23 protein-coding genes are annotated in these 23,601 nt (G+C 60.5%); 7 read left to right on the plus strand and 16 right to left on the minus strand.

Going from position 1 to position 23,601, the window contains the following annotated elements; translation table 11 throughout:
• Positions 1 to 21: 21 nt before the first annotated feature.
• The gene (locus P0M12_RS06620) at positions 22 to 1,245 is read left to right on the plus strand and encodes a cytochrome P450 (RefSeq protein WP_064073457.1); all 1,224 of its coding nucleotides are present in this window, start codon (positions 22 to 24) and stop codon (positions 1,243 to 1,245) included.
• Between the two features lie 6 nt (positions 1,246 to 1,251).
• Here P0M12_RS06620 and P0M12_RS06625 read toward each other — a convergent pair whose 3' ends face one another.
• Both P0M12_RS06625 and P0M12_RS06630 read right to left on the minus strand, forming a co-directional pair.
• Positions 1,252 to 2,640 carry a lipase family protein gene (locus tag P0M12_RS06625; protein ID WP_277377535.1) on the minus strand — a complete coding sequence of 463 codons (1,389 nt, stop codon included), beginning with the start codon at positions 2,638 to 2,640 and terminating at the stop codon, positions 1,252 to 1,254.
• A complete protein-coding gene (locus tag P0M12_RS06630) occupies positions 2,637 to 3,920 on the minus strand; it encodes a hypothetical protein (RefSeq protein WP_277377536.1) in 1,284 nt (427 codons plus the stop codon). Before P0M12_RS06630 ends, P0M12_RS06625 begins: the two co-directional genes overlap by 4 nt.
• Before the next feature lie 354 nt (positions 3,921 to 4,274).
• Here P0M12_RS06630 and P0M12_RS06635 point away from each other — a divergent pair, with 354 nt between their 5' ends.
• Positions 4,275 to 4,982, plus strand: coding sequence for a hypothetical protein (locus tag P0M12_RS06635; RefSeq protein WP_277377537.1), 708 nt, complete (start codon positions 4,275 to 4,277; stop codon positions 4,980 to 4,982).
• 98 nt (positions 4,983 to 5,080) lie between these two features.
• Here P0M12_RS06635 and P0M12_RS06640 read toward each other — a convergent pair whose 3' ends face one another.
• From P0M12_RS06640 to P0M12_RS06675, 8 genes are all read right to left on the minus strand, one after another.
• On the minus strand, positions 5,081 to 5,698 hold the full coding sequence (locus tag P0M12_RS06640; RefSeq protein ID WP_158170642.1) for an alternate-type signal peptide domain-containing protein: 618 nt from the start codon (positions 5,696 to 5,698) through the stop codon (positions 5,081 to 5,083).
• Positions 5,699 to 5,739: 41 nt separating this feature from the next.
• The gene (locus P0M12_RS06645; RefSeq protein ID WP_208690259.1) at positions 5,740 to 7,431 is read right to left on the minus strand and encodes a signal peptidase I; all 1,692 of its coding nucleotides are present in this window, start codon (positions 7,429 to 7,431) and stop codon (positions 5,740 to 5,742) included.
• Positions 7,432 to 7,438: 7 nt separating this feature from the next.
• Entirely contained in the window at positions 7,439 to 8,035 is a 597-nt protein-coding gene (locus P0M12_RS06650; protein WP_030535194.1) for a SipW-dependent-type signal peptide-containing protein, read from the minus strand.
• Positions 8,028 to 8,663, minus strand: a complete 636-nt coding sequence (locus P0M12_RS06655) for a signal peptidase I (protein ID WP_024488237.1) — start codon at positions 8,661 to 8,663, stop codon at positions 8,028 to 8,030. The genes P0M12_RS06650 and P0M12_RS06655 overlap by 8 nt, the downstream gene beginning before the upstream one ends.
• A complete protein-coding gene (locus tag P0M12_RS06660; protein ID WP_083056749.1) occupies positions 8,660 to 9,214 on the minus strand; it encodes a hypothetical protein in 555 nt (184 codons plus the stop codon). The genes P0M12_RS06655 and P0M12_RS06660 overlap by 4 nt, the downstream gene beginning before the upstream one ends.
• 3 nt (positions 9,215 to 9,217) lie before the next feature.
• Entirely contained in the window at positions 9,218 to 9,754 is a 537-nt protein-coding gene (locus P0M12_RS06665) for an alternate-type signal peptide domain-containing protein (RefSeq protein ID WP_050654815.1), read from the minus strand.
• Positions 9,755 to 10,270: 516 nt separating this feature from the next.
• On the minus strand, positions 10,271 to 11,866 hold the full coding sequence (locus P0M12_RS06670; protein WP_208690258.1) for an amidohydrolase: 1,596 nt from the start codon (positions 11,864 to 11,866) through the stop codon (positions 10,271 to 10,273).
• On the minus strand, positions 11,863 to 12,822 hold the full coding sequence (locus tag P0M12_RS06675; protein ID WP_064113427.1) for a DMT family transporter: 960 nt from the start codon (positions 12,820 to 12,822) through the stop codon (positions 11,863 to 11,865). The genes P0M12_RS06670 and P0M12_RS06675 overlap by 4 nt, the downstream gene beginning before the upstream one ends.
• A gap of 51 nt (positions 12,823 to 12,873) precedes the next feature.
• Between P0M12_RS06675 and P0M12_RS06680 the strand changes: the two genes are divergently transcribed.
• Both P0M12_RS06680 and P0M12_RS06685 read left to right on the plus strand, forming a co-directional pair.
• Positions 12,874 to 13,431, plus strand: coding sequence for a TetR-like C-terminal domain-containing protein (locus P0M12_RS06680; RefSeq protein WP_021332048.1), 558 nt, complete (start codon positions 12,874 to 12,876; stop codon positions 13,429 to 13,431).
• 208 nt (positions 13,432 to 13,639) lie between these two features.
• Positions 13,640 to 15,280, plus strand: coding sequence for an ABC-F family ATP-binding cassette domain-containing protein (locus P0M12_RS06685; RefSeq protein WP_277377538.1), 1,641 nt, complete (start codon positions 13,640 to 13,642; stop codon positions 15,278 to 15,280).
• 68 nt (positions 15,281 to 15,348) lie between these two features.
• On the opposite strand, the gene P0M12_RS06690 is transcribed toward P0M12_RS06685, so the two are convergent.
• The 6 genes from P0M12_RS06690 to P0M12_RS06715 all read right to left on the minus strand — a co-directional run bounded on the left by P0M12_RS06690 (position 15,349) and on the right by P0M12_RS06715 (position 20,818).
• Positions 15,349 to 15,837, minus strand: a complete 489-nt coding sequence (locus tag P0M12_RS06690; RefSeq protein ID WP_030535188.1) for a nuclear transport factor 2 family protein — start codon at positions 15,835 to 15,837, stop codon at positions 15,349 to 15,351.
• Between the two features lie 26 nt (positions 15,838 to 15,863).
• Positions 15,864 to 17,177 carry an MFS transporter gene (locus P0M12_RS06695; protein WP_007731424.1) on the minus strand — a complete coding sequence of 438 codons (1,314 nt, stop codon included), beginning with the start codon at positions 17,175 to 17,177 and terminating at the stop codon, positions 15,864 to 15,866.
• 76 nt (positions 17,178 to 17,253) lie between these two features.
• Complete coding sequence (locus P0M12_RS06700) at positions 17,254 to 18,711, minus strand: FAD-dependent oxidoreductase (protein WP_261254998.1); 1,458 nt, start codon at positions 18,709 to 18,711, stop codon at positions 17,254 to 17,256.
• Positions 18,708 to 19,490 (minus strand): SDR family oxidoreductase, encoded by a 783-nt coding sequence (locus P0M12_RS06705; RefSeq protein ID WP_256519861.1) that lies wholly within the window; start codon positions 19,488 to 19,490, stop codon positions 18,708 to 18,710. The genes P0M12_RS06700 and P0M12_RS06705 overlap by 4 nt, the downstream gene beginning before the upstream one ends.
• A complete protein-coding gene (locus P0M12_RS06710) occupies positions 19,483 to 20,319 on the minus strand; it encodes an SDR family oxidoreductase (protein ID WP_007731420.1) in 837 nt (278 codons plus the stop codon). The genes P0M12_RS06705 and P0M12_RS06710 overlap by 8 nt, the downstream gene beginning before the upstream one ends.
• Before the next feature lie 49 nt (positions 20,320 to 20,368).
• Positions 20,369 to 20,818, minus strand: coding sequence for a nuclear transport factor 2 family protein (locus tag P0M12_RS06715; RefSeq protein ID WP_007731417.1), 450 nt, complete (start codon positions 20,816 to 20,818; stop codon positions 20,369 to 20,371).
• Between the two features lie 138 nt (positions 20,819 to 20,956).
• Here P0M12_RS06715 and P0M12_RS06720 point away from each other — a divergent pair, with 138 nt between their 5' ends.
• The 3 genes from P0M12_RS06720 to P0M12_RS06730 all read left to right on the plus strand — a co-directional run bounded on the left by P0M12_RS06720 (position 20,957) and on the right by P0M12_RS06730 (position 23,507).
• The gene (locus tag P0M12_RS06720; RefSeq protein ID WP_003939719.1) at positions 20,957 to 21,679 is read left to right on the plus strand and encodes a helix-turn-helix domain-containing protein; all 723 of its coding nucleotides are present in this window, start codon (positions 20,957 to 20,959) and stop codon (positions 21,677 to 21,679) included.
• Between the two features lie 114 nt (positions 21,680 to 21,793).
• Positions 21,794 to 22,759, plus strand: coding sequence for a pirin family protein (locus tag P0M12_RS06725; RefSeq protein WP_007731415.1), 966 nt, complete (start codon positions 21,794 to 21,796; stop codon positions 22,757 to 22,759).
• A 1-nt stretch (position 22,760) separates the two neighbouring features.
• On the plus strand, positions 22,761 to 23,507 hold the full coding sequence (locus P0M12_RS06730) for a pirin family protein (protein WP_003939960.1): 747 nt from the start codon (positions 22,761 to 22,763) through the stop codon (positions 23,505 to 23,507).
• Positions 23,508 to 23,601 lie beyond the last annotated feature (94 nt).

Genomic DNA, 23,601 nt, shown 5'->3' on the forward strand with positions numbered 1-23,601 from the left:
CGGCCGTGACATCTTCCCTTCGTGACACCATCGACGCTCGACATCAACCCTTTCCTGCCGTCGAACATCGACGACCCGTACCCGCTATACGACGTACTCCGGCGCGAGCACCCCGTGTACCGCATTCCTGATACCGACTTCTATCTGGTGTCCACGTGGGAATTGGTCACCGAAGCCGTTTCCCGTACCGACGACTTCTCCAACAACCTCACCGGCGTGCTGGTTCGTACACCGGACGGTTCGGCAATGACATTCGACATGAACGGCGGCGGCCAAGCTGTTCACGTTCTCGCGACTGCCGACGAGCCCGACCATCAACACCAGCGCAAACTTGTCTTGCCGACACTGGTCGCCAAACGTATACGAGCACTCGAGCCGGTGATGACCGAGTACACGCAGCAGTTGTGGGACAACGGCTTCGACGGTCGACGGATCGAATGGGTCACGTCGGTAGCGGACACGCTGCCGCTGCAGATGGTTGCCACGCTGATCGGCTTGCCGGCACACGACGTCCCCCAATTGCTGGCGTGGTCGTACGACAGCACCGAACTTCTCAGCGGCATCGTGACCGCTGAACGGTTGACAGGCGTCGTCACCTCGGCGGCCGAACTCACCGGGTACCTCTACAGCAAGTTTCGTGAGGCACGGGCTCACCCGGTGGATGATCTACTCGGAGACCTCGTCCGTTGCTGTGACGCAGGCGAACTCAGCGAAGACGTGGCCGTGCTGATGTTGGTGCAACTCGTCGGTGCGGGTGGCGAATCGACCGCCGGACTGATCGCCAACTCTGCACGGTTGCTCGCCGAGCGCCCTGAGATTCAGACGCAGCTGCGCGAGGACCCTCTACTCGTGGGCGCGTTCCTGGAAGAAACGCTCAGGCTCGAGTCACCCTTTCGCGGACATCACCGACATGTCAACGCGGACACGACACTCGGTGGCATGACACTGCCCGCCGGCAGTCATCTCATACTGCTGTGGGGTTCGGCGAACCGCGACCCCGAGTCGTTCGTCGAACCACAGGTGATGAACCTCGACAGAGTCAATCCCCGAGCACATTTCGCCTTCGGCAAAGGAGCACATTTCTGTGTCGGGGCCGCGCTGGCTCGTCTGGAAGCAAAGATCGCGATCGCAGTCCTTCTCGAAAACAGTGCGCACTTCACAATCGATTCCGAATCCCCACCCCGTTGGGTCCCCAGCATGTTCGTACGCCGCCATCAGAGTTTGCGTCTCGCTGTCACCGGATAGTTTCACTCAGTTGTCGAAATTGTGGGCTATCCAGTCGATCGTCTGCATTCCGAACAGATCAGTTCCCCAACCGTATGGATCCGTGAATGCGCGATCCATACTGCAGTCCGTGGGCTGATAGCTCACGTCCGTCCCTCGGCTTCTGTACGTGTCCGCCAGTTCTCGCGCATCAGCTGCCGGCACAAGTGACATCGGGGAGTCGTCCTTTGCGCACGAAGCTATCAATACCTTCGACGCCGGAGCACCGTGACCCAATACGTTGTCGTCGTACGCGCGCTGGAAGCTGGGTTCTGTGGTCGGATCGATTCCCGGCTCGAAAAGGCTCGCCAGCGGTACGAACGGAAGCGTGAAGTACGCCGGCATCTGGCACTCATCCCGGTACACGTCGGCAATCGCTCGGCCCACGGGATTGAGCTTGTCGTTCAACTTCATCTCGGGGTACCAGGGTTCGAGGCCAAGGAGCGTCGCAAATCCGAAGCCGGCACCGACCGAGGAATCTGTTGTCTCCATGAATGTTCGGGGCTTGATCACCATTCCCTCGAGGACTGTCGAGACGATATCGAGTTCCGGCGCGTAGGACTGCGCAGATTCTGCGGCGAATGCCGAACCGACTCCACCACCAGCGATTCCGAACAACGCAATCTCCGCATCCGGATTCAGCTCGGAATCCTGCAGCTGAAATGCTGCGCGCACAGCATCCAACTGCGCGTGCCCCGCGAACTTGCCCGCGAAGACGCCGTGAGGATCACGGTCTCCGTTGTTCCCGACGTCGGATATCACTACGGCATAGCCTTTTCCGAACATCAGCGCCAGCGGACCCAAGGCCGACCAGGAGGCGCCGTCCAGCGGATCGCCGCCGGTCCAGTGTGAACTCGGATGACAGTAGCCGCCGACGCTGTCGTTGGCCTCCTGGTAGCTGATGACTTTCTTCTCCGATGCCGGTGTTCCGTCGATCGGGATCATCATGATCCCGGTGCTCACCACCGGCGTCGAACCGTCGATTCCGGTTGTGACGTACATGATCTTGTAGGCGTCGAGCTGTCCCGGTTTGTATCCGGTGAACAGTACATCCACCTTCTTCGACTTCAGGAGATCACCGGGACGCTCGGCGCCGGTCAACACCGGCTCGTCGTAAAACGGATCATCGGGCGTGAGTGCAGTGAAGATCTCCTCTTCGGATGCGAACTCCCCCGAACTGAGAGCACCGACGGTGAACCCGTTGAACACCTCTCCCAGAGTTGGGGTGTCGGTTCGAAACTCCTCGGATACAGGAGTTTGCACGTCTTTCGGGGCATCACTGTCCGGCACCTCAGCTCCAGCCGTTGCTGGCAGGACCAGCGCAACGGTCAGCGCTACCAGCGGCGCCAACCTTCGGAATGTCGCCGACGACATCACTGAACCGTCACTTTCAAACTGGAGAGGGCCGATTCGAGAGTTTGTGGGAGGGTCACCATCGGGCGGTGACTCTCCAATTGAATTTCGTAGGGAACACTCAATGTGGCTACGAGCCGTGGCCAATCTTCTTCGACCATCGCTCGGTACTTCGGCAAGAGCTGTGAGGTGATGTAGTCCCAGCGGTCCTCGTACACCGACCAGTTCCAATCCGGGAGGGGCAGTGTCACTGTCGCGGTGCGTCCGTCCGCCAGTGTCGTCGCGAACTCGAGAGACCGAAACGAGCGAGGCGGTACGACGCCGGCGACCGAAGGTGAACCGGCGACAGTCGATGCGTAAGTGATCGCCTCTCCCACATCACCTTTGTAGGCGCGCACGGTATCCCACTGGTCACGGATGATCATCCCTTGCTCACGTTGGAGCAGTGCTACGTTCCCACGTGCAATCCGATTCGAATCGCCGGAAGCTACATCACGCCAGGCGTCCATGACATCCTGACCGAACATTCCGGCACTCTGCATTTCTTCCAGCGCGGGAAGTCCTTCATCCACGTATGCCTGATGCATCGGCATCAGATCCGAGAAGATGTTCTTCTGCATCACCAGGATCATCCCCAGCACATAATCCAAGTCGTCCGCTGTGACGTTCCTGCCCACCGCGGCGAGTGCGCGCAGCCCTGCCGGCAATTGGTTCAGCGCTTGCACGCCAACCTGATCCGTGACCTGAGAAACTATCGAATTGGCAACATATTGCAGATTCGGAAACGAGTACATGTCCGCCATCAGTTCGAAGTCGATCAGTCCCCCGCCGAAGTCCGCACCAACCTGTCCACCCATGCCCGCCCACTGCAATTCCGGGTGACCGAGTTGCAGATCCTCGTAGTAGCGGTACGACTTCACCAGGTTCGTGCGATTAGCCGACACTCCGGCGCGCGGATTCCACGATGAGAGATCGATTCCGGCGGCTTCCGTGGCAGCGACCAATCGATACTGAAACAGCAAGGCCGCATAGGATTCCGGACTGCGACCACTGGCGCGGGCTTCTTCCACAAGGGCTTGCAAGGTGCCGAGATCAGTCGGCAACGCGGGATGGACACCGCCCGGACCGTGTTCGGCATTCCGATTCACCAAAGGCAAATTCACGTACTCGTCCAGCTCGGACGCCGACGCTGAAATCTGTACCGAGAGCAACGCGGACATCGCCAGCGCGCATGCCGTCGCGGCTGCGAATACGTCGCGCGCCCAACGACGTCGCCGAACACCTGCCCCCAGGTTCATCCGCATATCGATCCCTGTACTCAGGTCGGCACCGCCCCGATCGATTGCCGAATCCTACCTACTTTGCAGTAAGATAACTGAATCTGGGAGAAAATCCAAATTCCGAATCAACATCTCTGCAGCGACTGAAGCCATTGCAGATGAGAATCTTTTACCCCGAATAGTCGGCATCGAAACCCACTCGACAAGCGATCGTCCAGCTATCCGCGCCCCAATCTACGTGTCGCATCCACTCCGATTACAGTTCATTTTCAGCTCCCTCGCAGATTATTGATCAAACTTCCGAAAATGGTTGCACAACAGACAGTTAACTCTCACAACTCCTCACCCTTGGACGTTTGTCCGACTAGAATTCGGGTTATGAAAACTACCAGTTACTCATCTCGAAAGCCTGGCGCGCTATGGAGCACAGTCATAGGGATACTCACGGCCCTCGTACTTGCACTGGTGGGCGGAGCACTGATGCCGTCGCTCGCTCACGCAGCGGACGGTGAGAGTGGAATCATCGAGTACTCCGCAGACAACTCGACCTGGGGAGATACTTCCAAAATCGTCTGGAGCACAGACATACTCATCCCGGGTGGGACCAACACAACCACATTCTACGTCCGAAACGCATCGGACCTCGCAGGTGAGGCACACTTCTACGTCGGAGACTACGAAATCAGCGACGGCATGGAAGCCTTCCTTCGTGTCGACGTAAACGGCGTCACCGGCAATCCGCTCACCGCCACCGGCAATGCCGCCACACCAGGGACCCAGTTGAACTCGGTCCGCCTCGCACCGGGCCAAAGTGCCAAGGTTGCCTTCGTGATCGGAATGCCCGTCGAGGCAGGGAATTCTTCGCAGAACGGCAGTATTACGCCGAACTGGAGTGTGGACCTCACACTCGATTCCACCGATACACCCGTCACGCCCGGCGGAACCGGATCACTCGATTTCGGTTCCCTGAATTTGGGGTCGGCGAGCTTCGGTTCACTCGACACCGGATCAGTGAAGACCGGATCTACCAGCTCCGGATCGCTTGATGTCGGATCGCTCGGCAAGCCGGTCACATTCATCGGATAGCCTCCCCTACAACAATTCACAAAGTGAGGCCGGATAGCAGATTTGCTACCCGGCCTCACTTCTGAACAGCTACAGCGCTCGTGTTGTCCGCACCGACATCATGCGGGAATCTGCACCAGATTCACGTCGAATCGCGCCAAGTTCAACGACTGATCCATCGACAACGCTGTCGCGGAATCCTTGTCGAAGGTGAAACGTATTGCCACGTCGACTATCTTGCCGTCCTTCGCCGTACTGACCACAGTTCCGTCGGCACCGACAGGCACTGGCACCCCGTCGAGCTTGACTTCGGTGACCGGCTTCAGCTGGGCAACCAGCGCAGCTCCACCGGAGACACCCAGATCACTGGTCGACAGCTTTGCCTTCATTCCAGTTCCCTTGATCTCCAACGCGAAACTGGCGTGGTAGGTCAGAACGTCGCCCGGCACGACAACCATCGTCGACAGATCGATCGGACCGTTCTGATCCGTCCAGGTAGGTGCGGTGACGGTTTTCAGCGCCAACGAACCGGATTCGACCGGAGTAGTCACCACAGGCGTAGTTGTGGCCGGAACGGACGTGGTCGTGGTGGGCTTACCGCCGCCGGACGAACCCAATGAGCCGGTATCAGCACAGCCAGTCAGGAATGCCGCCCCTCCGAGCATGACCAGCGATGTGCCGATCATTTTGGTACGTCGCGTATTCCATCGACTTGCGGGAACGATGCGATTATTCATTCGAACTCTCCCGTTCCCGAATTCCGTCTCTTCTATATTCATCACTTCTGCCCGTCGATCCAGGCAGCGATCTCTGCGGGAGCTTCGCCGGAGGGGTTCTTTTCCGAGACCCCTGTTTCGGCGTTGACGCGATAGACGTTGGCGCCGTCCACGATCCACAGCTCGTCTGCATCGGACTGCCACATCACGGTTGCAGTGGCGCTCACCGGTATGCTCGACACTTCTGCACCCGAACTGTCGGTGACCACCACCGCGACGCTGGCACCGTCCTGCATCAACGTTGCGTCGTAGCCAGTCAGCGACGTCTCGGCCGCACCCAATGCCATCGGCGCTTCCCTCGTGGTCGTGCTGGTTGTCGTGGTTGCATCCGTTGTCGTCGTTGCATCCGTTGTCGTTGTCGGAGTTGTCGACTGAGTCGTAGTGCTGGTCGAGGTCTCCGTTGTTGTGGTGGGACCGGTCGTGGTTGTCACGTCAGCCGTAGTGGGAGTCGTCGTCGACGTGCCTGTCGTTGTCGGTGTACTGGACGTGGTGGTCTCGGCAGCCGTCGCGGTTGTCGGAGCAACTCCGCGAGCAAGCTGCTCAGTTTCAGCGACAGCCGCGCCGGCGATCGAGCCTGCCTCACCTTGGCAATAGATGCTTGTCTGAGACGCAGGTTGGCGTAGGTTCCACCCTCGCCAGTCCGTTGACGATTCGCCCGTGATTCGGTTGATCGTGTAGATGCGAAGCGTGTACGTGTATGAGTTGAAAACGCTGTAACCAGCATCTGTGTAGTAGATAGTGGATGAGACCTGGGTTCCTACTGCGGCACCAACACCGGGATCGTATCCCCATGTTTTCATCAACGAGTTTCCGTTGTAGTACCGCGCCTCGTAGCGATATTGGGGACCTATGTGACTCCACTTAACAGTGGACGACTGAGAGCCACCTATGCCGTTTGTCGTGCAACTGACGCTGCTCGTTGCGGGATTGATCTTCCCGCTCACGGTAATGGCACCACTCGTTGCGACGGCAGTGTCTGTGAAGGCCGCTGCGGTGCCGCTCACCTGCGTAACACCGATCAGTGCAAATGCCGAAACACCGAGAACCGCAAGCTTTCGGAGCGAGAACGCCGAGCGATGTCCGCCTGTCCCGCTGTTCGAAGAAACCATCGGAAACTCCGTCGTTGCAGCGGCTTCCGTGTCCACACTGCCAACTCCTCCACTCGGACCGTCATCCGAATCCTTGCGGCGAGAGTTGGGCCGGAAGGCAATGATCACCAATCCGCCGACCAACGCTCCGCCGAGGAAGATCGCGAGTGGGCTGGAGAGCCAAGCAATTGCGTAGCCCATGCCCCCGACGCTGAAGAAAATGCGGTCGGCTTCGGTGACGAAGTAGGGCTCCACGTCTGGCTTGGCATTTGCGTCACCCTTGAGAGTCACCGTGACGGAGTTACCAGCCTGCTGGTCAAGTTCGTACACGCGGTGTGTGATGCGCGTGCCCTGTCCGTTGACGACGCTTACGATGTCGCCCACTGAGAGGTCGGTGGCGGGCACGGTTCGGGCCAATGCCAGGGAGCCAGTGGTGATTTCGGGAGACATCGAACCCGAGCGAAAGACGAGCGGCTTGATGCCGAACAGCATCGATGCCGCGGCGGCGAGAACACAGATGAGTCCAGCCACCGCCCCTATTGTCAGCGCGAGTTCGCGACCGGCACGTGCCGATCTCGAACTGCCGGGAGTTGTGTGATCAGACATGGTCACCTCAGGCTGTCGTCGCCGCGAACTGGAATGAAACATTGATCGACTTGTTCTGTTGTGCCGAAAGCACTCCCGTATCGAGCGCAACCTTGAAGCACAGCGTCTCAGAACCTGTATTCGCAGCCAACTGACGTCCTGTTGTGATGATCGGAGTCGCGGCAGTCGTCGACAAGCCGACCGGGCCGGCAATCGGGGTTGTGCAACTCTGATCGAGAACAGTCACCTTCATAAACGGGGCAAGCGCGGCCTCGCCTGTTGCGGTTGCTGCCATGGTGTATTTGAACTGTGCCGCGCCAGTGTTCTGTACAGGCAGAGTTGCCGTGACACTGTCGCCGGGCATCATGCCCGTCTTGGTCAACGCGGTGAAGCCGTAAGCAGTCGGATCTCCCGGGTCACCGTTGAGCTTCATCTCGATCGAACCGGTGCTGAATACGCCGGAAGTCGCTGTAGCGTTGTCAGTCCACGCAGCAAGAGTGCCAACGGCACCGAGGCCCAGAACAATTCCCACCGACATGATCGCGCGTGCGCGGCCGCTGGTTGCGCCCCCGACCAGACGTGTACCGAGCGAGGCGGGCGCCTGCTGCTCCTCGTGCTTAGACATGGCTGTGCCTTTCTTGCTGCTCAACTCGAGGCGCCGGCGCACTCGGTTCGGAAGGTTGGGGGTCTGCAGACGCAGAACGTCGCCGGGTACGGTCACGGACCGATCCGACGAACATGAACACGGCATAGATCGACAGTGCGCCGACGACAACCGTCAGCATCACCGAGCGCATCTGCCCCGTGATGGCGTTGTATACGTACCCGATGTACGGCACGCTGTACCACACCTTGCCGCGAATCTGCTCCGGTACAACGGGATTCTGATCCGCTATCGGATTTGCATCGCCTTGTGTGACGAAGGTGAGATCACCGGCGGAGTTGAGTCGCACCATCGTGATTCGGTGCGTAACCACATCGGGCTTCCCCGACTCGATTTGGTAGGTGATCGCATCACCTGCCTGCAATTGGGCAGCGTCCTGCGGTTTCACCACGATAAGGGTGCCGGGTGGATAGGTGGGCTGCATCGAACCGGTCAACACAGTGAAGGGCGTCGACCCCGTCAAACGTGGAACAACGACCGTCGACAACAGAATCGCCAGAACACCCAGCAGCAGAGCCCACGAGACAATATTGCGGATCCACCACCAGGCGCCGGTTCTCTGATCAGAACCCTTCACTGCGTGCGTCATACCGACTCCGCTTCGAACGAGAAATGCACGCTCGTGGAAACACCCGATGCGACGTCAGGACCGACAGTGCCACGCAGGCACAAGATTTCGGTACTGCCGGCAGCAACCGTGCGCCATCCCGAAGCTGTCGGTACCTGAGCGCCGACCATGGGACCGTCGTAGATCGCGGTGCCGGCAGCTGCGCCCTGGGCAGGGCAACCGGCTTCGGTAGCCACTGGCGTCACTACCAACGCGAGCGGAACATCAGCGGAAGACTGCGTGACGTTCTGGATCCGGTAATTGAGTGGAACACTACCGGAGTTGTGAACTGTCAACGGAGCCTGTGCATATGCGTTGGGGAACATACCGGTGGCGCCCAGAGCAGTGAAGTCGTAACTGCTCTGGCCGCTCCCGGCACTGCCCACCGTCAGGTCGAGGATCCCGGACTGGATCGTGCCACCGGACAGTGTTTCAGCGGCCGTCCACCGCGCGCTGGTCTGCTGCACCGATACGAAGATCAGTCCGATGACCAGCGCGGCGGCGGTTGCCCACCAACGGTAGTGCTTACGCAAGACTTATGCCTGATCGAGAGTGACGTTGAAGTTCGCCAAGCTGATCGAACCATCCTGCGAACCATTGGTTGCAGCAGCCTTGGTGAAGTCGAACGAGACATTCACATCGACGAGATCACCGTTGTTAGCGGACGTGATCGCAACACCGGTTCCGTTGGTCGGGAGGGTGGCGGCACCGACGCTGGCGGTCACAACAGGCGCCATCTCGGTCGGCAAGGTGGAGGTTCCTCCGATTGAGGACAGGTCGGCCTTCAACGTCGCGCTCAGGTTGTTACCCACAGCGCCGATGGTGACCTTGCCCGAGTACACAACCTTGTCGCCTGGAACTACCTTGTAGGTGTCGATTGCGCCAGGCGCGAGGGCCGTGCCATTCACTGACCAGGTGGGAGTTCCCGACGCTGTCAGCGTCAAATGACCTGAGTTGATCGTTCCGCCGGTCATCGGTGCGTTTGCGTTCCACGCCGCCATGGTTCCCGCGCCACCGGCGAGGAGAAGTGCTGCTGCACCGGCCGCGACTGCGCCCTTGGTTGCCTTGTTCATGGAGAACACTCTTTTCGTCTGGTCCCCGTGGCGGGGAGCTTGCAGGGTGAGAAAGCTGGTCGGATCCAGTCATGTGCGCCCTGGTACGGGCAGAGGGTTTCGTTCATCCGTGGTCAGTGAGGGGTCGTAGCGGTAAGTGCAGAGCGAGAGCATGTTGCGGAAAGATTGCGAGCCGTTCTCGCGAACGGGTCATTCCTCTCTCGTGCTGTCGACGTCCGCTTGCGTCGTTTAGATTTTTACCACACGTATCAGGAATTTTTGGCGAAAAGCTGGTCGAATGTCCAGAACCTTGTTGAAACCTGAACTTGACTACAGAATCGCCTCTCACCTGGATCATTTAAAAGACGCAGCACTTTGTTGCAACCCGTTTGCTGAAGTAACCTTCGCCCGGATGGTCCATACAGTCGGAAGTCCAACTGAAACAAGTTCTACAAACTTTTGGTTTGTTTTGGGGATCGCTCGATTGCCTCCGCTTTGAAAGCAGCGACAATCGAGCAACAAACTAAGGCGGAGGCCCTACACCTCGAAGACGGTCTCACCGCCGACAACCGTGCGCAGGACCGACAGTTCATTCAAGTCTGTCGAATCGCTGCGCAGCGGATCTCCGTCGAGCACAACAAAATCCGCCAAAAGTCCCACCGCTATCCGACCTTTGTCCGATGACTCACCGGTGAGACGAGCGGCTGCGCTTGTGTAGCCGGCCAGCGCCTCGGACGCGGAAACCCGTTGCTCCGCACCCAGAACGTGACCTTCTCGCGTCACACGATGTACGGCGGTGTTCATCGTGAAGAGCGGGTTCACTGGAGTGACAGGGCAGTCGCAATGCAGCGCGTAGGCAAGCCCCGCCGCCACGACCGACGCCACGGGGCTGATCCGCTCGCCGCGACCCGGTCCGAGAAAACGATCGCGGTGCCGGTCACCCCAGTAGTAGACGTGGTTCACGAAGATCGACGCCACCACCCCGAGTTCGACCATCCGCGCGATCTGATCTTCCCGCAACGTCTGAACGTGCTCGAGTCGATGCGAAACTTCGATGTCCGGGTGCGCCGTCCGTGCCGCTGCAATTGCGTCCAATGCAAAATCGATGGCCTGATCACCGTTGGTATGAATCGCAACGTGTCGGCCGACAGCGTGATGTTCCTCGACGAGTGCCCCGAGCGCACCTGCCGGGATTGCCATTCCGCCGCAGTGGCATCCGCCCAGATCGTGGTACGGCGCGGTCAGCGCAGCGGTGTGCAACTGAATCGACCCGTCCGAAATGAGTTTGACGCCGCCCACACGAACTCGCTCGGTCGGATCGGCGAGTTCACCCAACTGATCGTGAACCCCGTGGCCGAGATAGAGGCGCGCACGCAGCCTCAAGTCACCATCGGCGTCGAGTTGCCGGTACGCCTCGTACATCTCGGCCGTGACGTACATGTCGTGGAAACTCGTCACGCCCACCGACGCCATGACTTCCTGCGCCCGCAGCATCGCGATCTTGGACGCATCCGGGTTCATATCCGGAACAAGTCCGTGCACCAGAGACATTGCCGGAACCTCGCACAGTTCACCGGTGGGTACACCGTCGCTGTCTCGAACGATGACACCACCCTCCGGATCGACCGTGGTGGCATCGATCCCGGCCTTCTCCAGCGCGACCGAGTTGACATAGATTCCGTGAGCAGACAAGTGCCGCACCAGAATCGGATGATCGGTGGAAGCCTTGTCCAGATCAACCGCGGTCAGGCCTCGATCTTCCGCCACGAGGCTGTCGTCGAAGCCCCACGCTTCGATGGGCTCGCCAAGTGGTGTGATCGCGGCCCGCGCGGCCAACGCCGTGATCAACTTCTCGATGGTCGGGCACGTATTCGTCGTTGCGTCGACCCCACTGAGCATCAAACCCCACATCATCGGATGAAGGTGCGTCTCGATGAACCCCGGCACAACCACCGCTCCGGCGAGATCGACAACGGAGGTTTCGGAATCGGTCAGCGCCGAGATCTCGGCGTCAGTTCCGAGGGCGACAAATCTGCCGTCCTTGACTGCCACAGCGGTGGCGTTATCGCCGACCGCACCGTCCATGGCCCTGATGTCGCCGTTGATGTAGATGTGGTCAGCCGCCGTGGTCATACGCTTGTCTCCATTCGTTTTCCGACAACAGTCGTCGAGGATTTCTTCGCGGGTATCCGCGTCGCCACAACCACTCCGGCCAAAATCATTCCGGCACCTGCAAGTTGGACGAGAGTTGGGGTCTGTGCAAGCAGCACTGCGCCGAACAACAGTGCTGACGCCGATTGCAACACGAGGCTGGCGGCGACTGCACTTGCAGGCAGACGCTGACTGGCGCTGGCTACCAGCAGCCACCCGATCACCTGAGATACCAACGCGAGCAGCACAAGCCAGCCTTGAGCTACGAGCGAAGGGGTCAGATCCAAAGTTCCACTCACGAGGCCGTATGCACCTGCCGTGAGGGCAGTGGCTCCCGTCGAGACGAACATCGGCAACGCCGTTCTGCCCGCCGCCCGAGTAGCCAGACCCATGAGGAAGATGTAGACCGCGTACGCGCCTGCGGCGATCACGGCAAACGACACTCCGACAGCAGGATTCGACCCGGTGAGCGTTGTGCTCGTCCCGGCTACCAGAGCAACTCCGACAAAGAGCAACGGAAGGCTGGCGACCAGTTCCCGGCCGATCCGTTGGCGCAGGACAACGTAGCCGAGGATTGCGACGAACAGCACCTGCAAATTCAGGATCACAGTCGAAAGACCTGCCCCGATCGAATGAATCGACTCGTGCCAGAGCACCAGATCGATTCCGAGGAACGCGCCGGCAAGTAGAGACTTCACGATCCAGGGCGCCGAGACCGAAGGCCGGGGTGACCGACGACGCTGAACGAGCACGAGCATGCCGAGAGGGATGAGCGCATAGAGACACCGAAAGAATGCACCCGTCGACGGAGACACTCCTGAGAGTTCGTAGAGCACCGAGGTCAACCCGAGGATGCATGCACCGGTGACGACTACGCGCAGGTCACGACGGCGTAGTTGATCGCCGGACAGCTCGCGTGGCGATACTTCATCACTCATGGTGATAATGTATCACCGACGTGAAGCCTGTCATACAGGGAAGATGCGTGCATGAGAACTCCGGTTACCCGTGAACGCGTGATCGCTGCCGCAGCCGATCTGGTCGACAGCAAAGGCGCCGACGCTCTGGTACTGAGTCAACTCGCCGAGACCCTCGACGTCCGGCAGTCAGCGCTGTACAAACACGTCGACGGGGTCGACGACGTCCACCATCAACTCAGCCTCCTCGCACGCAGCCTTCTCGCCGAACAACTGCGTGCCGCCGCGGTCGGTCTCTCGCGCGACGACGCCGTCATGGCGCTCGCGGACGCATGGCGTGCGTTCGTCCGAGTACACCCCGGGCTCTACGCCATCACCGACCGCTACCCCACTGCTCCGCATCCCGATCTGGTCTCCGCCGTCGGCGAGGTGGTCGACGTCATCAACAAGGTGATCGCGGGATACGGTCTGAGCCCGGATGATTCGGAGCAGGCGGCGTGGTCTCTTCGCAGTGCGCTGCACGGCTTCTGCATCCTCGAATCGGTAGAGGGACAACCGGCCGGCACCGACCCGGATCGGGTGTATCGACGACTGGTCGAACTTCTCTGCGCCGGTATTGCTCGTATGTAGATACCGGCTCCTGTTATCGTCGGATGAAACAACACAGACCAAAAAGGATCAGACATGGTTGGTGAACTCGACATCTCCGGATAAAACCGGGCATGACGGCCACCGGCAGACGCCTCGGAGCGCTGCCGTCGTGGCCATGTTGTCGTTCACTTACCCGACTCTTCGCGGAGCAGCGTTGCCGCGCCCGCACAACACCTGAGGTCTATTCATGTCCGATACCTACATCGTTTGCTCGAATCTGTCTTTTGCCTGGCCGGACGACACTCCGGTCTTCGACGAATTGTCATTCACCGTGCCCGGCGGCCGAACCGGGCTGGTGGCCCAGAACGGCGTCGGGAAAAGCACTCTGCTCAGATTGATCGCCGGCCAGTTGCGGCCGCGCGCCGGCAGTGTGTCCGTCGACGGCGTTCTCGGATACCTTCCGCAGGACCTGCCACTGACAGCCGATCTGACCATTGCCGAGGTCTTGGGCATCGCCCCGACGCTCGCTGCGTTGGACGCAGTCGAATCCGGGGACACACGAGAAGAACACTTCACGACAATCGGGTCCGACTGGGATATCGAGGAACGAACGCGAGCCCAACTCGGTCGACTCGGTTTGGCCGACATGACGTTCGATCGTCGCCTCGACACTCTGAGCGGCGGGCAGGTCGTCTCGCTCGGACTGGCGGCGCAACTCCTGCGACGCCCCGATGTCCTTCTCCTCGACGAACCCACCAACAACCTCGACCTGGACGCGCGCCGCAGACTTTACGACGTTCTCGACGACTGGAGTGGTTGTCTGTTGGTGGTCAGTCACGATCGAGGACTACTCGACCGCATGGACCGCATCGCCGAACTTCACAGCGGCGAGATCAGCTTCTACGGTGGCAATTTCACCGACTACGAAGCCGCGGCACGCTCGGCTCGCGAAGTGGTGGAGAAGAACATCCGCAACGCCGAGCAAGAGGTCAAGCGCGAGAAGCGCGAACTGCAGCAGGCCCGAGAACGTGCTTCGCGACGCGCAAGTAACGCTGCCCGCAATCTCGGGAACGCGGGCTTGCCCAAGATCTTTGCGGGGACCATGAAGCGCAATGCTCAGGAGTCGGCAGGCAAGGCCAACGAGACACACCTCGCCCGGGTCGACGCGGCGAAGGACCGACTCGACAAAGCGGGCCGCGCTCTTCGAGACGACCAGACGATTTCACTCGAATTGCCTGGCACACATGTACCCGCCGGCCGGACGGTGTTCCTCGGTGAGCGAATGCAATTCGCGTTCGGTGATCATGCGATCTTCGCCGACTCCGGAATCGACCTGGCCATTCGAGGACCGGAGCGTATCGCGTTGACCGGGCCGAACGGCGTCGGAAAGTCGACGTTGCTACGCATCGTCAACGGGGATGTGGCGCCGACTTCCGGTGAGATCACGCGAGCCGACGGTCGAGTGGCATACCTGTCGCAGAGGCTCGACCTACTCGACCCCGCACGCACCGTCGCAGAGAACTTTGCCTTGTCTGCTCCAGGCCTACCGGCACCGGAACGCATGAACATCTTGGCGCGCTTCCTCTTTCGGGGTGCGGGTGCTCATCTTCCCGTCGCTGCACTCTCGGGCGGTGAACGACTGCGGGCTACATTGGCGTGCGTTCTCTTCGCCGATCCGGCCCCGCAGCTGCTTCTTCTCGACGAGCCGACCAACAACCTCGACTTGGTGAGCGTTGCTCAACTCGAAAGTGCCCTGAATGCATATCAGGGGGCGTTCGTGGTGGTCAGCCACGACGAGAGATTCCTGGCCGAGGTCAAAGTCGAACGCTGGCTCAGGCTCTCGGACGGCCGTTTGACCGAGGTCGCCGCACCGGGCGCAGTGAGCTGACACGAGAAGTGAACAGGCGAAAGGCCTTCACACACGATGTGTGTGAAGGCCTTCGTCTGCACTACTGGTCAAGGCGTCCTGGTGTACACCGGATCGTCGAAGGATCGACGTTGCGTCACCCAGTCCGTGGACAGGATGTTCTCGATCACGTCTTCACGGGATTCGTCGAACACGACAATCCGATCGGCGATTCGCCATTCACCGTGGCGCCTTTCGAACCTGTCGACGTAACGGCATTTGATCGTCGCAAGCGTCTGCACCGTATCCGTACCGGAACGCTCTTGCCGCAGAAAGCACAAACAGTACGACTCGCACTGAGCGACATCGCCGTTGACGTCGATCAGTATGTTGGAAATGCAGTGAATCGACGAGTCGATCGTCTTGTGTCTGAGCTTCATGTCTTCGATCAGCCCGTCGACGGTTCCGATGTAACCGCCGTGGTTGTCTATCGCGTCGTCGAAGTAGCAGAGGGCCACGCTGTCGAAATCCTTCCGATCGACGGCCCGAGCGTAGCGATACAGAACTTCGGTGATTTCTTGCTTGTCAGCGAGGGACACGGTCAGGCTCCTGTTCTACCCGATGATCAATCAACCTGCAGTTCAACACCCTTGGTCTCCTTGATGAAGAAGACCGTGACGAGGGTGATCACCGCACAGAAGACGAAGTATCCAGCCGGAGCGAGAGAGTTACCGGTCAAGCTGATGAGATAGGTGGCGATGAAAGGCGCGGTGCCACCGAGGAACATGTTGGTGACGTTGTTACCCAATGCCAGACCGCTGTACCGCACAGATGCTTTCAGCATTTCGACATAGGTCACGTACGAAGCACCGTTGACAACGGAAACGCAGATGAAGAGCACTGACTGACCGACAACCGCCTGCCAGATGCCAGAACCGGCCATCATCATGAACATCGGGATTCCGAGAACCACTGCGGCGGCACTACCGGCGAACAGCACCGGCCGACGCCCGTACTTGTCTGCCATGTATCCCGAGATCGGCAACGTGATGACGCCGAGAACCAGTGCAAGAGAAGTGGAAAGGAAAGCAACGCGCGACGAATGACCGCCGGTGGTCTGCAGGTACGTCGCGGCATACACCGAGGCGATGTAGTAACCGCCGGTGATGAGTGCGCCCAGCAGGATGATCTTGACGACGCTGCCACCGGAGGTGCTGAGCAACTCACGGATGGGAAGCTTCTTGGTCTCACCCTTGTCCTGCAGTTCTTCGAACTGAGGAGTGTCTTCCATCTGGCTGCGGATCCAGATACCGATGCCACCGATCAGCAGGCTGAGCAGGAACGGGATACGCCAAGCCCATTCGAGGATCTGCTCTTGCGAGAACACCGACGTCAAGCCGAGGGCCATGAGCGAAGCTGCCAGCGAACCCAGGTAGGTGCCGGTATTGACCATCGAGGTCTGCGTCGCACGCCACCGTTTGGGAGCGGACTCGGAGACGAACGCGTTGGCGCCGCCGAGTTCACCGCCGGCCGCGAAGCCCTGCAGGCAACGAGCCAGAACCAGGATGGACGTCGCCCACACACCCAACGTGGCGTAAGTCGGCAGCAGGCCCATTCCGGCTGTCGCGAGAACCATCAGGAGGATGGTCCAGGACAGCGCGTTCTTGCGGCCGTACTTGTCGCCGATGTGGCCGAAGAAGATGCCGCCGGGCACGCGTAGGAAGAAGGCCACGGCGAATGCTGCAAAGGTACCGAGCAGTGCTGCGTTCGGGTCATGGGAAACGAAGAACAGCGCGGCGATCGTCGTGGCCATGTATCCGTAGATACCGAAGTCGTAGTACTCGACGACGGTACCGACGATGGCCGCGCGAATTACCTTCGTCGTCGACTGTCGTTCGGTTGCCACGCTGCTGCCCTCGGTGGATTCGGCTCTCGCCATGGTCTCATTCTCTGACATGTTGTTCCCTGCCTGGATTGGATACTGACTGGATTCGGTGCCGCGCAGACGTCGGACGTCAGGAGTGCGCGATGGAATGGACCGGTGCGCTCTCAGCGCTGGTCCTGGTGTAATTCGCCGCATTACGTCCCGCTACGCGGCCCATGGTCAAAGCGTTGGCAACCGCATTGCCGCCGCCCACGTATCTCAGTCCGAGGATTCCGGCGCCGGCCTCACCTGCGGCGTACAGACCCTCGATAGGTACTCCGGTGCTGCCGAGGACGGCCGCATCGGTGTTGATCTCCATTCCCGCATGCGTACAGACGAGCTCTGCCGGAAGGATTTTCGCGGCATAGAACGGAGCTGTCGCAATAGGATCCGGATTGCCGACGGCACCCTTGTTCCGCAACGTGCGATGGCGGAGGAAGTCGTCGTCGTGACCGCTGGGCAGTTGGTCGTTCCATCGACGCAGGGTTTGCGCCAACGTCGCAACCGGAACACCCGTAGCCACTGCGAGGTCTTCGATCGTGTCCGCACGAATCGTGCCACCGGCGGCAACTTCTTCCTCGATGCGTTCGGGATTCCAATCCGCATATCCTGGAGCCAGATTCACGCGAGCATCCTCGTCGAAGATCATCCAACCGTATCCACCCTGATGGTCGATGATGCCGGTCGAGACCGCGTACGAGCTGTCCTCGTCCATGAAACGACGGCCGTCCTGGTTGACGTAGATCCGCGACTTCGGCGGAAAGCCGGCCTGCCAGTGGTGGAATCGCTGGAAGTAGACGGTGGGCAGCATCAGACCCCAGCCGTCGCCCGCCAGGGAAGCACCGAGGTCTTCGGCAAAACGAAGATGGTCTCCGCGGCTCCCCTCGGCTGCGACGACGAACAAGGCCTCTCCGGCCTTGTTCGCGTCCGGGAAGTGGCGTTCCACCAAACCCGGATCTTGCGCGAATCCACCGGAGGCAACAACGACGGCGCCCGCAGGCACCTCGATGTCGTCGGCGACAACACCGACAACCCGACCGTCTTCCTCGATCAGCTTCTGCACCCGTGTTCCGAAGATGACCTCGATCCCGTGCTTACGACGAGCCTTGTCCAGCACCTGAATCAGTCCGTATCCCTGATCCTTGGGCACGTGGCCGCGCCAGACGTCCTCGACGCCGGCTTGGGCGAGTCCCGGCTGGTGAGCGTTACCTGAGATCGCCGCGGGAATCTCGACGCCGAGTCCGATGAGCCATTCCAGTGTCGGACCGGCGTTTTCGCAGAATGCACGAATCAATCCGGGTGAGAGCATCCACTGGTTGAGGTCCATGTAGTGCTGGAAGAACTTCTCTGCCGAGTCGTCGACTCCGAGGCCGGCCTGCACGCTCGTTCCGGCGGCCGTGAAGATACCGGCCGACAGCGCGGTGGATCCACCGAGTTCGGTTTCGGATTCGAACAGCAGAACGGATGCGCCTTCTTCAGCTGCCGACACCGCAGCGGCGAGACCTGCTCCGCCGCCACCGATGACAACGACGTCCCAGTGTTCGGTCATGAAAGTTCTCCAGTCTCCGCGATGATGCGGTGGTAAAGACCGTTCGACACCAACCCGCCGTCGACAGTGAGTTCCGTACCGGTGGTGTAGGTGGAACTGTTCGAGAGCAGGAACAGCACTGCTTCGGTGATCTCGTCGAGAGTTCCCATGCGTCCGAAGGGAACCGACTTCAGTGACGCGGCGACGAAGTCGTTCGCGCCGCCGAGCAGCGCCGTACCGACCAGTCCCGGGTGCACCGAGTTGACGCGAATCCCCCACTGCGCGAAGTTGCCTGCGGCCGACTTCGACAGACCGGTCAGACCCCACTTGCTCGACGAGTAAGCCGGAGAGAAGTATCCGATCTGACCGGCGATGGACGAGATGTTGACGATAGATCCGCCACCACTCTCGCGCATCATCGGCGCCACCGCCTTCATACCGTAGAACGGGCCGAAGAGGTTGATCTTCATGGTCAGCTCCCAGATGTCGTTCGGGGTGTCCATGAATTCGAGCCGACGCGAGATACCGGCATTGTTGACCAGTCCGCCGAGTTCCCCACGGGTGGTGCGAATTTCGTCGACAACCCGGTCCCAGGCCTCGGCATCGGTGACGTCGAGAATATGAGCGGATGCCGATCCGCCTGCGGCGACGATGTCGTCGACCACGCCGGATGAATCCGAAACATCGGCAATGCAGACATGCGAACCGCGCGCGGCGAGAGTGTGCGCGTGATGCGCCCCCATCCCGGCAGCACCGCCGGTAACGAGAACGACGCCGGGATATGTCGTGGACTCAGACATGCCGCGAACCACCGTCCACCGCAATGCTGTGCCCGGTGACGTAGCGCGCGCTGTCCGAGAGCAGGAACAGCAGCGGGCCGAAGACCTCTTCGGGCGAGCCCAGACGATGCAGCGGTACCGCGTCGAGTGCGTTCGCGAGCGCGATCGGATCTTCCTGAACCCACTTCGTCATCGCCGTGTCGATGTAGCCGGGTGCAATGGAGTTGACCCGAATACCCTTGTCGCCGAACTCCACTGCGAGAGACTCCGTGAGGTGCGCAACGGCAGCTTTCGACGTGCAGTATGCGCCCCTCCCCTTCCGCACACGCAGCGCAGACACCGAAGACATGTTGACGATGGCGCCGCCGGGGCCGAGGTGACGTGCCGCCGCCTGAGCACCGTAGAGCACTCCTTCGACATTGACACTCAGCGTTGCGCCGATCTGCTCCGGGGTGATCTCCTCGGCCAGCGCGAACGGGAAGATACCCGCATTGTTGATCCAGAAATCGACCCGGCCGAACTCCTTCAACGCCAACTGCGCAAGCAATTCATGCTCGTCGGGCTTGGTGACGTCGACCCGAGCTCCGACGACGCGACCCGGCTTGTCCGCCAGTGCATTCGATTCGAGGTCCGTGTTGATTCGTGCGGCCGTGGCGAGCATCTGCTCTTCGTTGATGTCGGCGCCGACGACATGTACGCCGCGCGTTGCCAGTCCTTCGGCGAACGTCGCACCCATACCCTGAGCCGCGCCGGTCACCACTGCGACCTTGCCTGCCAACTCCGGGTACACCGCCGACATCTGCGTCACAACGGTACGGCCCGGGTTCGTCTGGTCAGAGCTTTCGGTCATGATGTACTTCTCCTACTGAATATTGTTGTGCAAGAAACATTTCGGTACTTCAAGCTTGTTCGGACGCTCGGGGCGCGTCGTCGCGAGAAACGGTGCGGCGGGCGATCTTCCACTCCTCACCGACCCGAACCACGTGATCTGTGACAGTTGTCATCCGCACCAGTCGCGAGTCTCCGCCGCGAGCGGTGGCAACGATCTGCAGGTACCCGTGCACTGTGAGAGCACTCTCGTCCACCGCCTCGACGACGAGATTGGTCAGAACGTGGCGATGCACCTCGTCGGCAGCTTCCGCCGCAGCGAAGAAGCGAGCAGCAAAAGCCGCAAGGTCGTCGAAACCGACCACGGGTTCCGGATAACTGGGGGAATGAAACTCACCGCCATCGGTGAATGTCTGCGCCCAATCCTGCTGGCGCCCAGAGTCTATGCAATGACTCTGGTGGCCGTACAGCTGGTGGATTGCGGCAACGTCCTCCGTTGCCACGACGCTGTAGTTGCTCATGAAGGTTCTCTCCGAACACGCTGCGCTGCATCCACCCGAAGGTTGTGCAGCTTCGTAAAGTGTGCGATAATCGCACACACTGTGCGATATGTTCAAAGCGTAGGTGGCATACCTCACAAACGTCAAGAAAGGGATTTGATGTCAGAGCTGAGCGAGGAACACCGACCGCGCAAAAGTGCAGTTCAAGTGGACTCCAGCATGTCGAAAACGCTGCACCACGGACTCGAGATCCTGGAACTCCTGACGTCTTATCCGCACGGCTTGTCGGTCACCGACATCGCCGACGGAGTGGGAGTCCACCGAACCGTCGCACATCGGTTGATCCGCACGCTCGAGGCTCATCACCTGTGCCGCAAGGACTCCTTCAAGCGCGTCACTCTCGGCGCCGGCCTGGTCACCCTCGCCGAACCGGTGGAGCAAGATTTGCGCACTCTCGCTCGCCCGATACTTCAAGAACTTGCCGAGGCCACCGAGGCGACAGCGCACCTGGTGGTCCGCGAGAGCGATACCGAAGTGCGCGCGCTGATGGTGGTCGAACCACGCAGCGCCAAGGTTCACGTCGCGTTTCATCCAGGGCAGGTCGATCCGATCGACCGCGGCTCCGCCGGGCTTTCCATCCTTGCCTCACTCCCGCCGACGAGCGGGGAACGAGAGGAAGTGACGGCGGCACGCGCACGCGGCTACGCAGTGACCGTCGGCGAGGTCATCCCGTCCGTCCTCGGAATCTCGGCAGTCATCCCCGGCAGACGCCGCGACGCCATCTCCAGCCTCGGAATTTCCGTGTTCGACTCCGAGGACCAAGCAGCGCTGGGCGCCGAGGTCATGGCAGCGGCAAAAACCCTCGGCAGCATGTTGCGCTGATCCGAACACCAGTCGAGCCCCGGGAATACCCGGGGCTCGACTTTGTTGACTCCGAATGAGATAGTTGAACAATCAACTACCTGACATCAGCTTCACGGATACAAGGAGTACGACATGCCTGCTGTGACAGTCGAGAACATCTTGGCCCTGCCCCGTCTCGACGAGCCGGCAGAGTCAGCAGTCGACCGCCCCGTCAAGAGCATCACCACCGCACCGGTCGGATACGAAGGTGAAGGCTTTCCCGTTCACCGCGCCTTCGCCGGCATCGACCTCTCCGCCCTCGATCCCTTCATCCACATGGACCAGATGGGCGAGGTCAACTACGCACCCGGAGAACCCAAAGGCACACCGTGGCACCCGCACCGCGGCTTCGAAACCGTGACCTACATGATCGACGGCATCATGGAGCACCAGGACTCCAACGGTGGCGGTGGCATTATCGGCGGCGGCGACACCCAGTGGATGACCGCGGGTGGCGGCATCCTCCACATCGAAACTCCGCCGGAGCACCTCGTCCTCAGCGGCGGCCTTTTCCACGGCGTCCAACTGTGGGTCAACCTGCCTCGCGACAACAAGATGGCATCTCCGCGGTACCAGGACATCACCGGTAACAAGGTGGCCCTGCTTTCCTCGCCGGACGGCGGAGCCTTGGTACGCGTCATCGCCGGAGACATCGCCGGCCACGCCGGACCTGGTTCGACGTACACACCGATCGCGCTCTCCCACACGACTGTGGCCCCGGGTGCGAGCCTGACGCTTCCGTGGAACCCCGAGTTCAACGCGATCGTCTACGTGCTCGCCGGCGAAGGCACGGTCGGGGCAGAGCGTCGGCCCATTCGTGTCGGACAGACAGCTGTCTTCGGACGCGGTGACTCCATCACCGTCGCCGCCTCCGATCGCCAGGATTCACGGACCGAATCTCTCGAGGTATTCATCCTCGGCGGCAAACCGATTCGTGAGCCCATCGCGATGGCCGGGCCGTTCGTCATGAACACCAAGTCCGAGGTCATGCAGGCCTTCGAGGACTTCCAGGCCGGACGCCTGGGATCCATCCCGGCGGCACACGAGACGCTGAGCTGACATGTCGTCGGTAGTCGTCCAGCGAGCTGACGAACGTGCGCATCTCAACTACGGCTGGCTCACGGCGCGTCACAGTTTCCCCTTCGCTGGAAACTTCGATCACGCCGCGTACGCGCATGGACTTCTGTTGGTGAACAACGACGACATCATCGAAGCCGACTACGGTTTCGACACTCATCAGCACCGCGACACCGAGATCGTGACGTGGGTGCTCAGCGGATCTCTGGTTCACCAGGATTCCGCTGGGCACTCCGGGGTCATCCATCGCGGACTCGCGCAGAGAATGAGCGCCGGTACCGGAATCCTGCACTCCGAGCGCAACGATCGCTTCCGGGCCGACGGCTCGCGTGTCACCGAGCCCGTTCACCTCGTCCAGATGTGGATACCCCCGGACGAATCCGGAGTGACTCCGAGCTATCAGGAACTCGACATCAACTCCGAACTCGACGGCGGTGGCCTGATCACCCTGGCGTCGGGGATGCCCGCGCATCGCGACCACAGCGCGATCAGCTTGCACAACAAACATGCGGCACTGCATGTTGCTCGCCTCGAGACCGGTGGGTCGGTATCTCTCCCGGATGCGCCGTACGTGCACGGCTTCATCGCCGGTGGCACTGTCGACGTCGAGGGAGTCGGATTGCTCGGTCCGGGAGATTCGTTGCGACTCAAGGATACTGGCGGTCAACGAGTCGAGGGAATCGGCGATGCGGAGATACTCGTGTGGGAGATGCACGCGTCGACGAACTGACGACACCACCGAGTACGCCCAATGTTCGGACTACACAGCAGGTTCGTCGTAGGGTGGATGCCGGTAGTGGCGGATCCCGATTGTGGTGGATCCC

Source organism: Rhodococcus sp. RCBS9 (assembly GCF_029457415.1).
In the GTDB taxonomy this organism is placed as follows: domain Bacteria; phylum Actinomycetota; class Actinomycetes; order Mycobacteriales; family Mycobacteriaceae; genus Rhodococcus_F; species Rhodococcus_F qingshengii.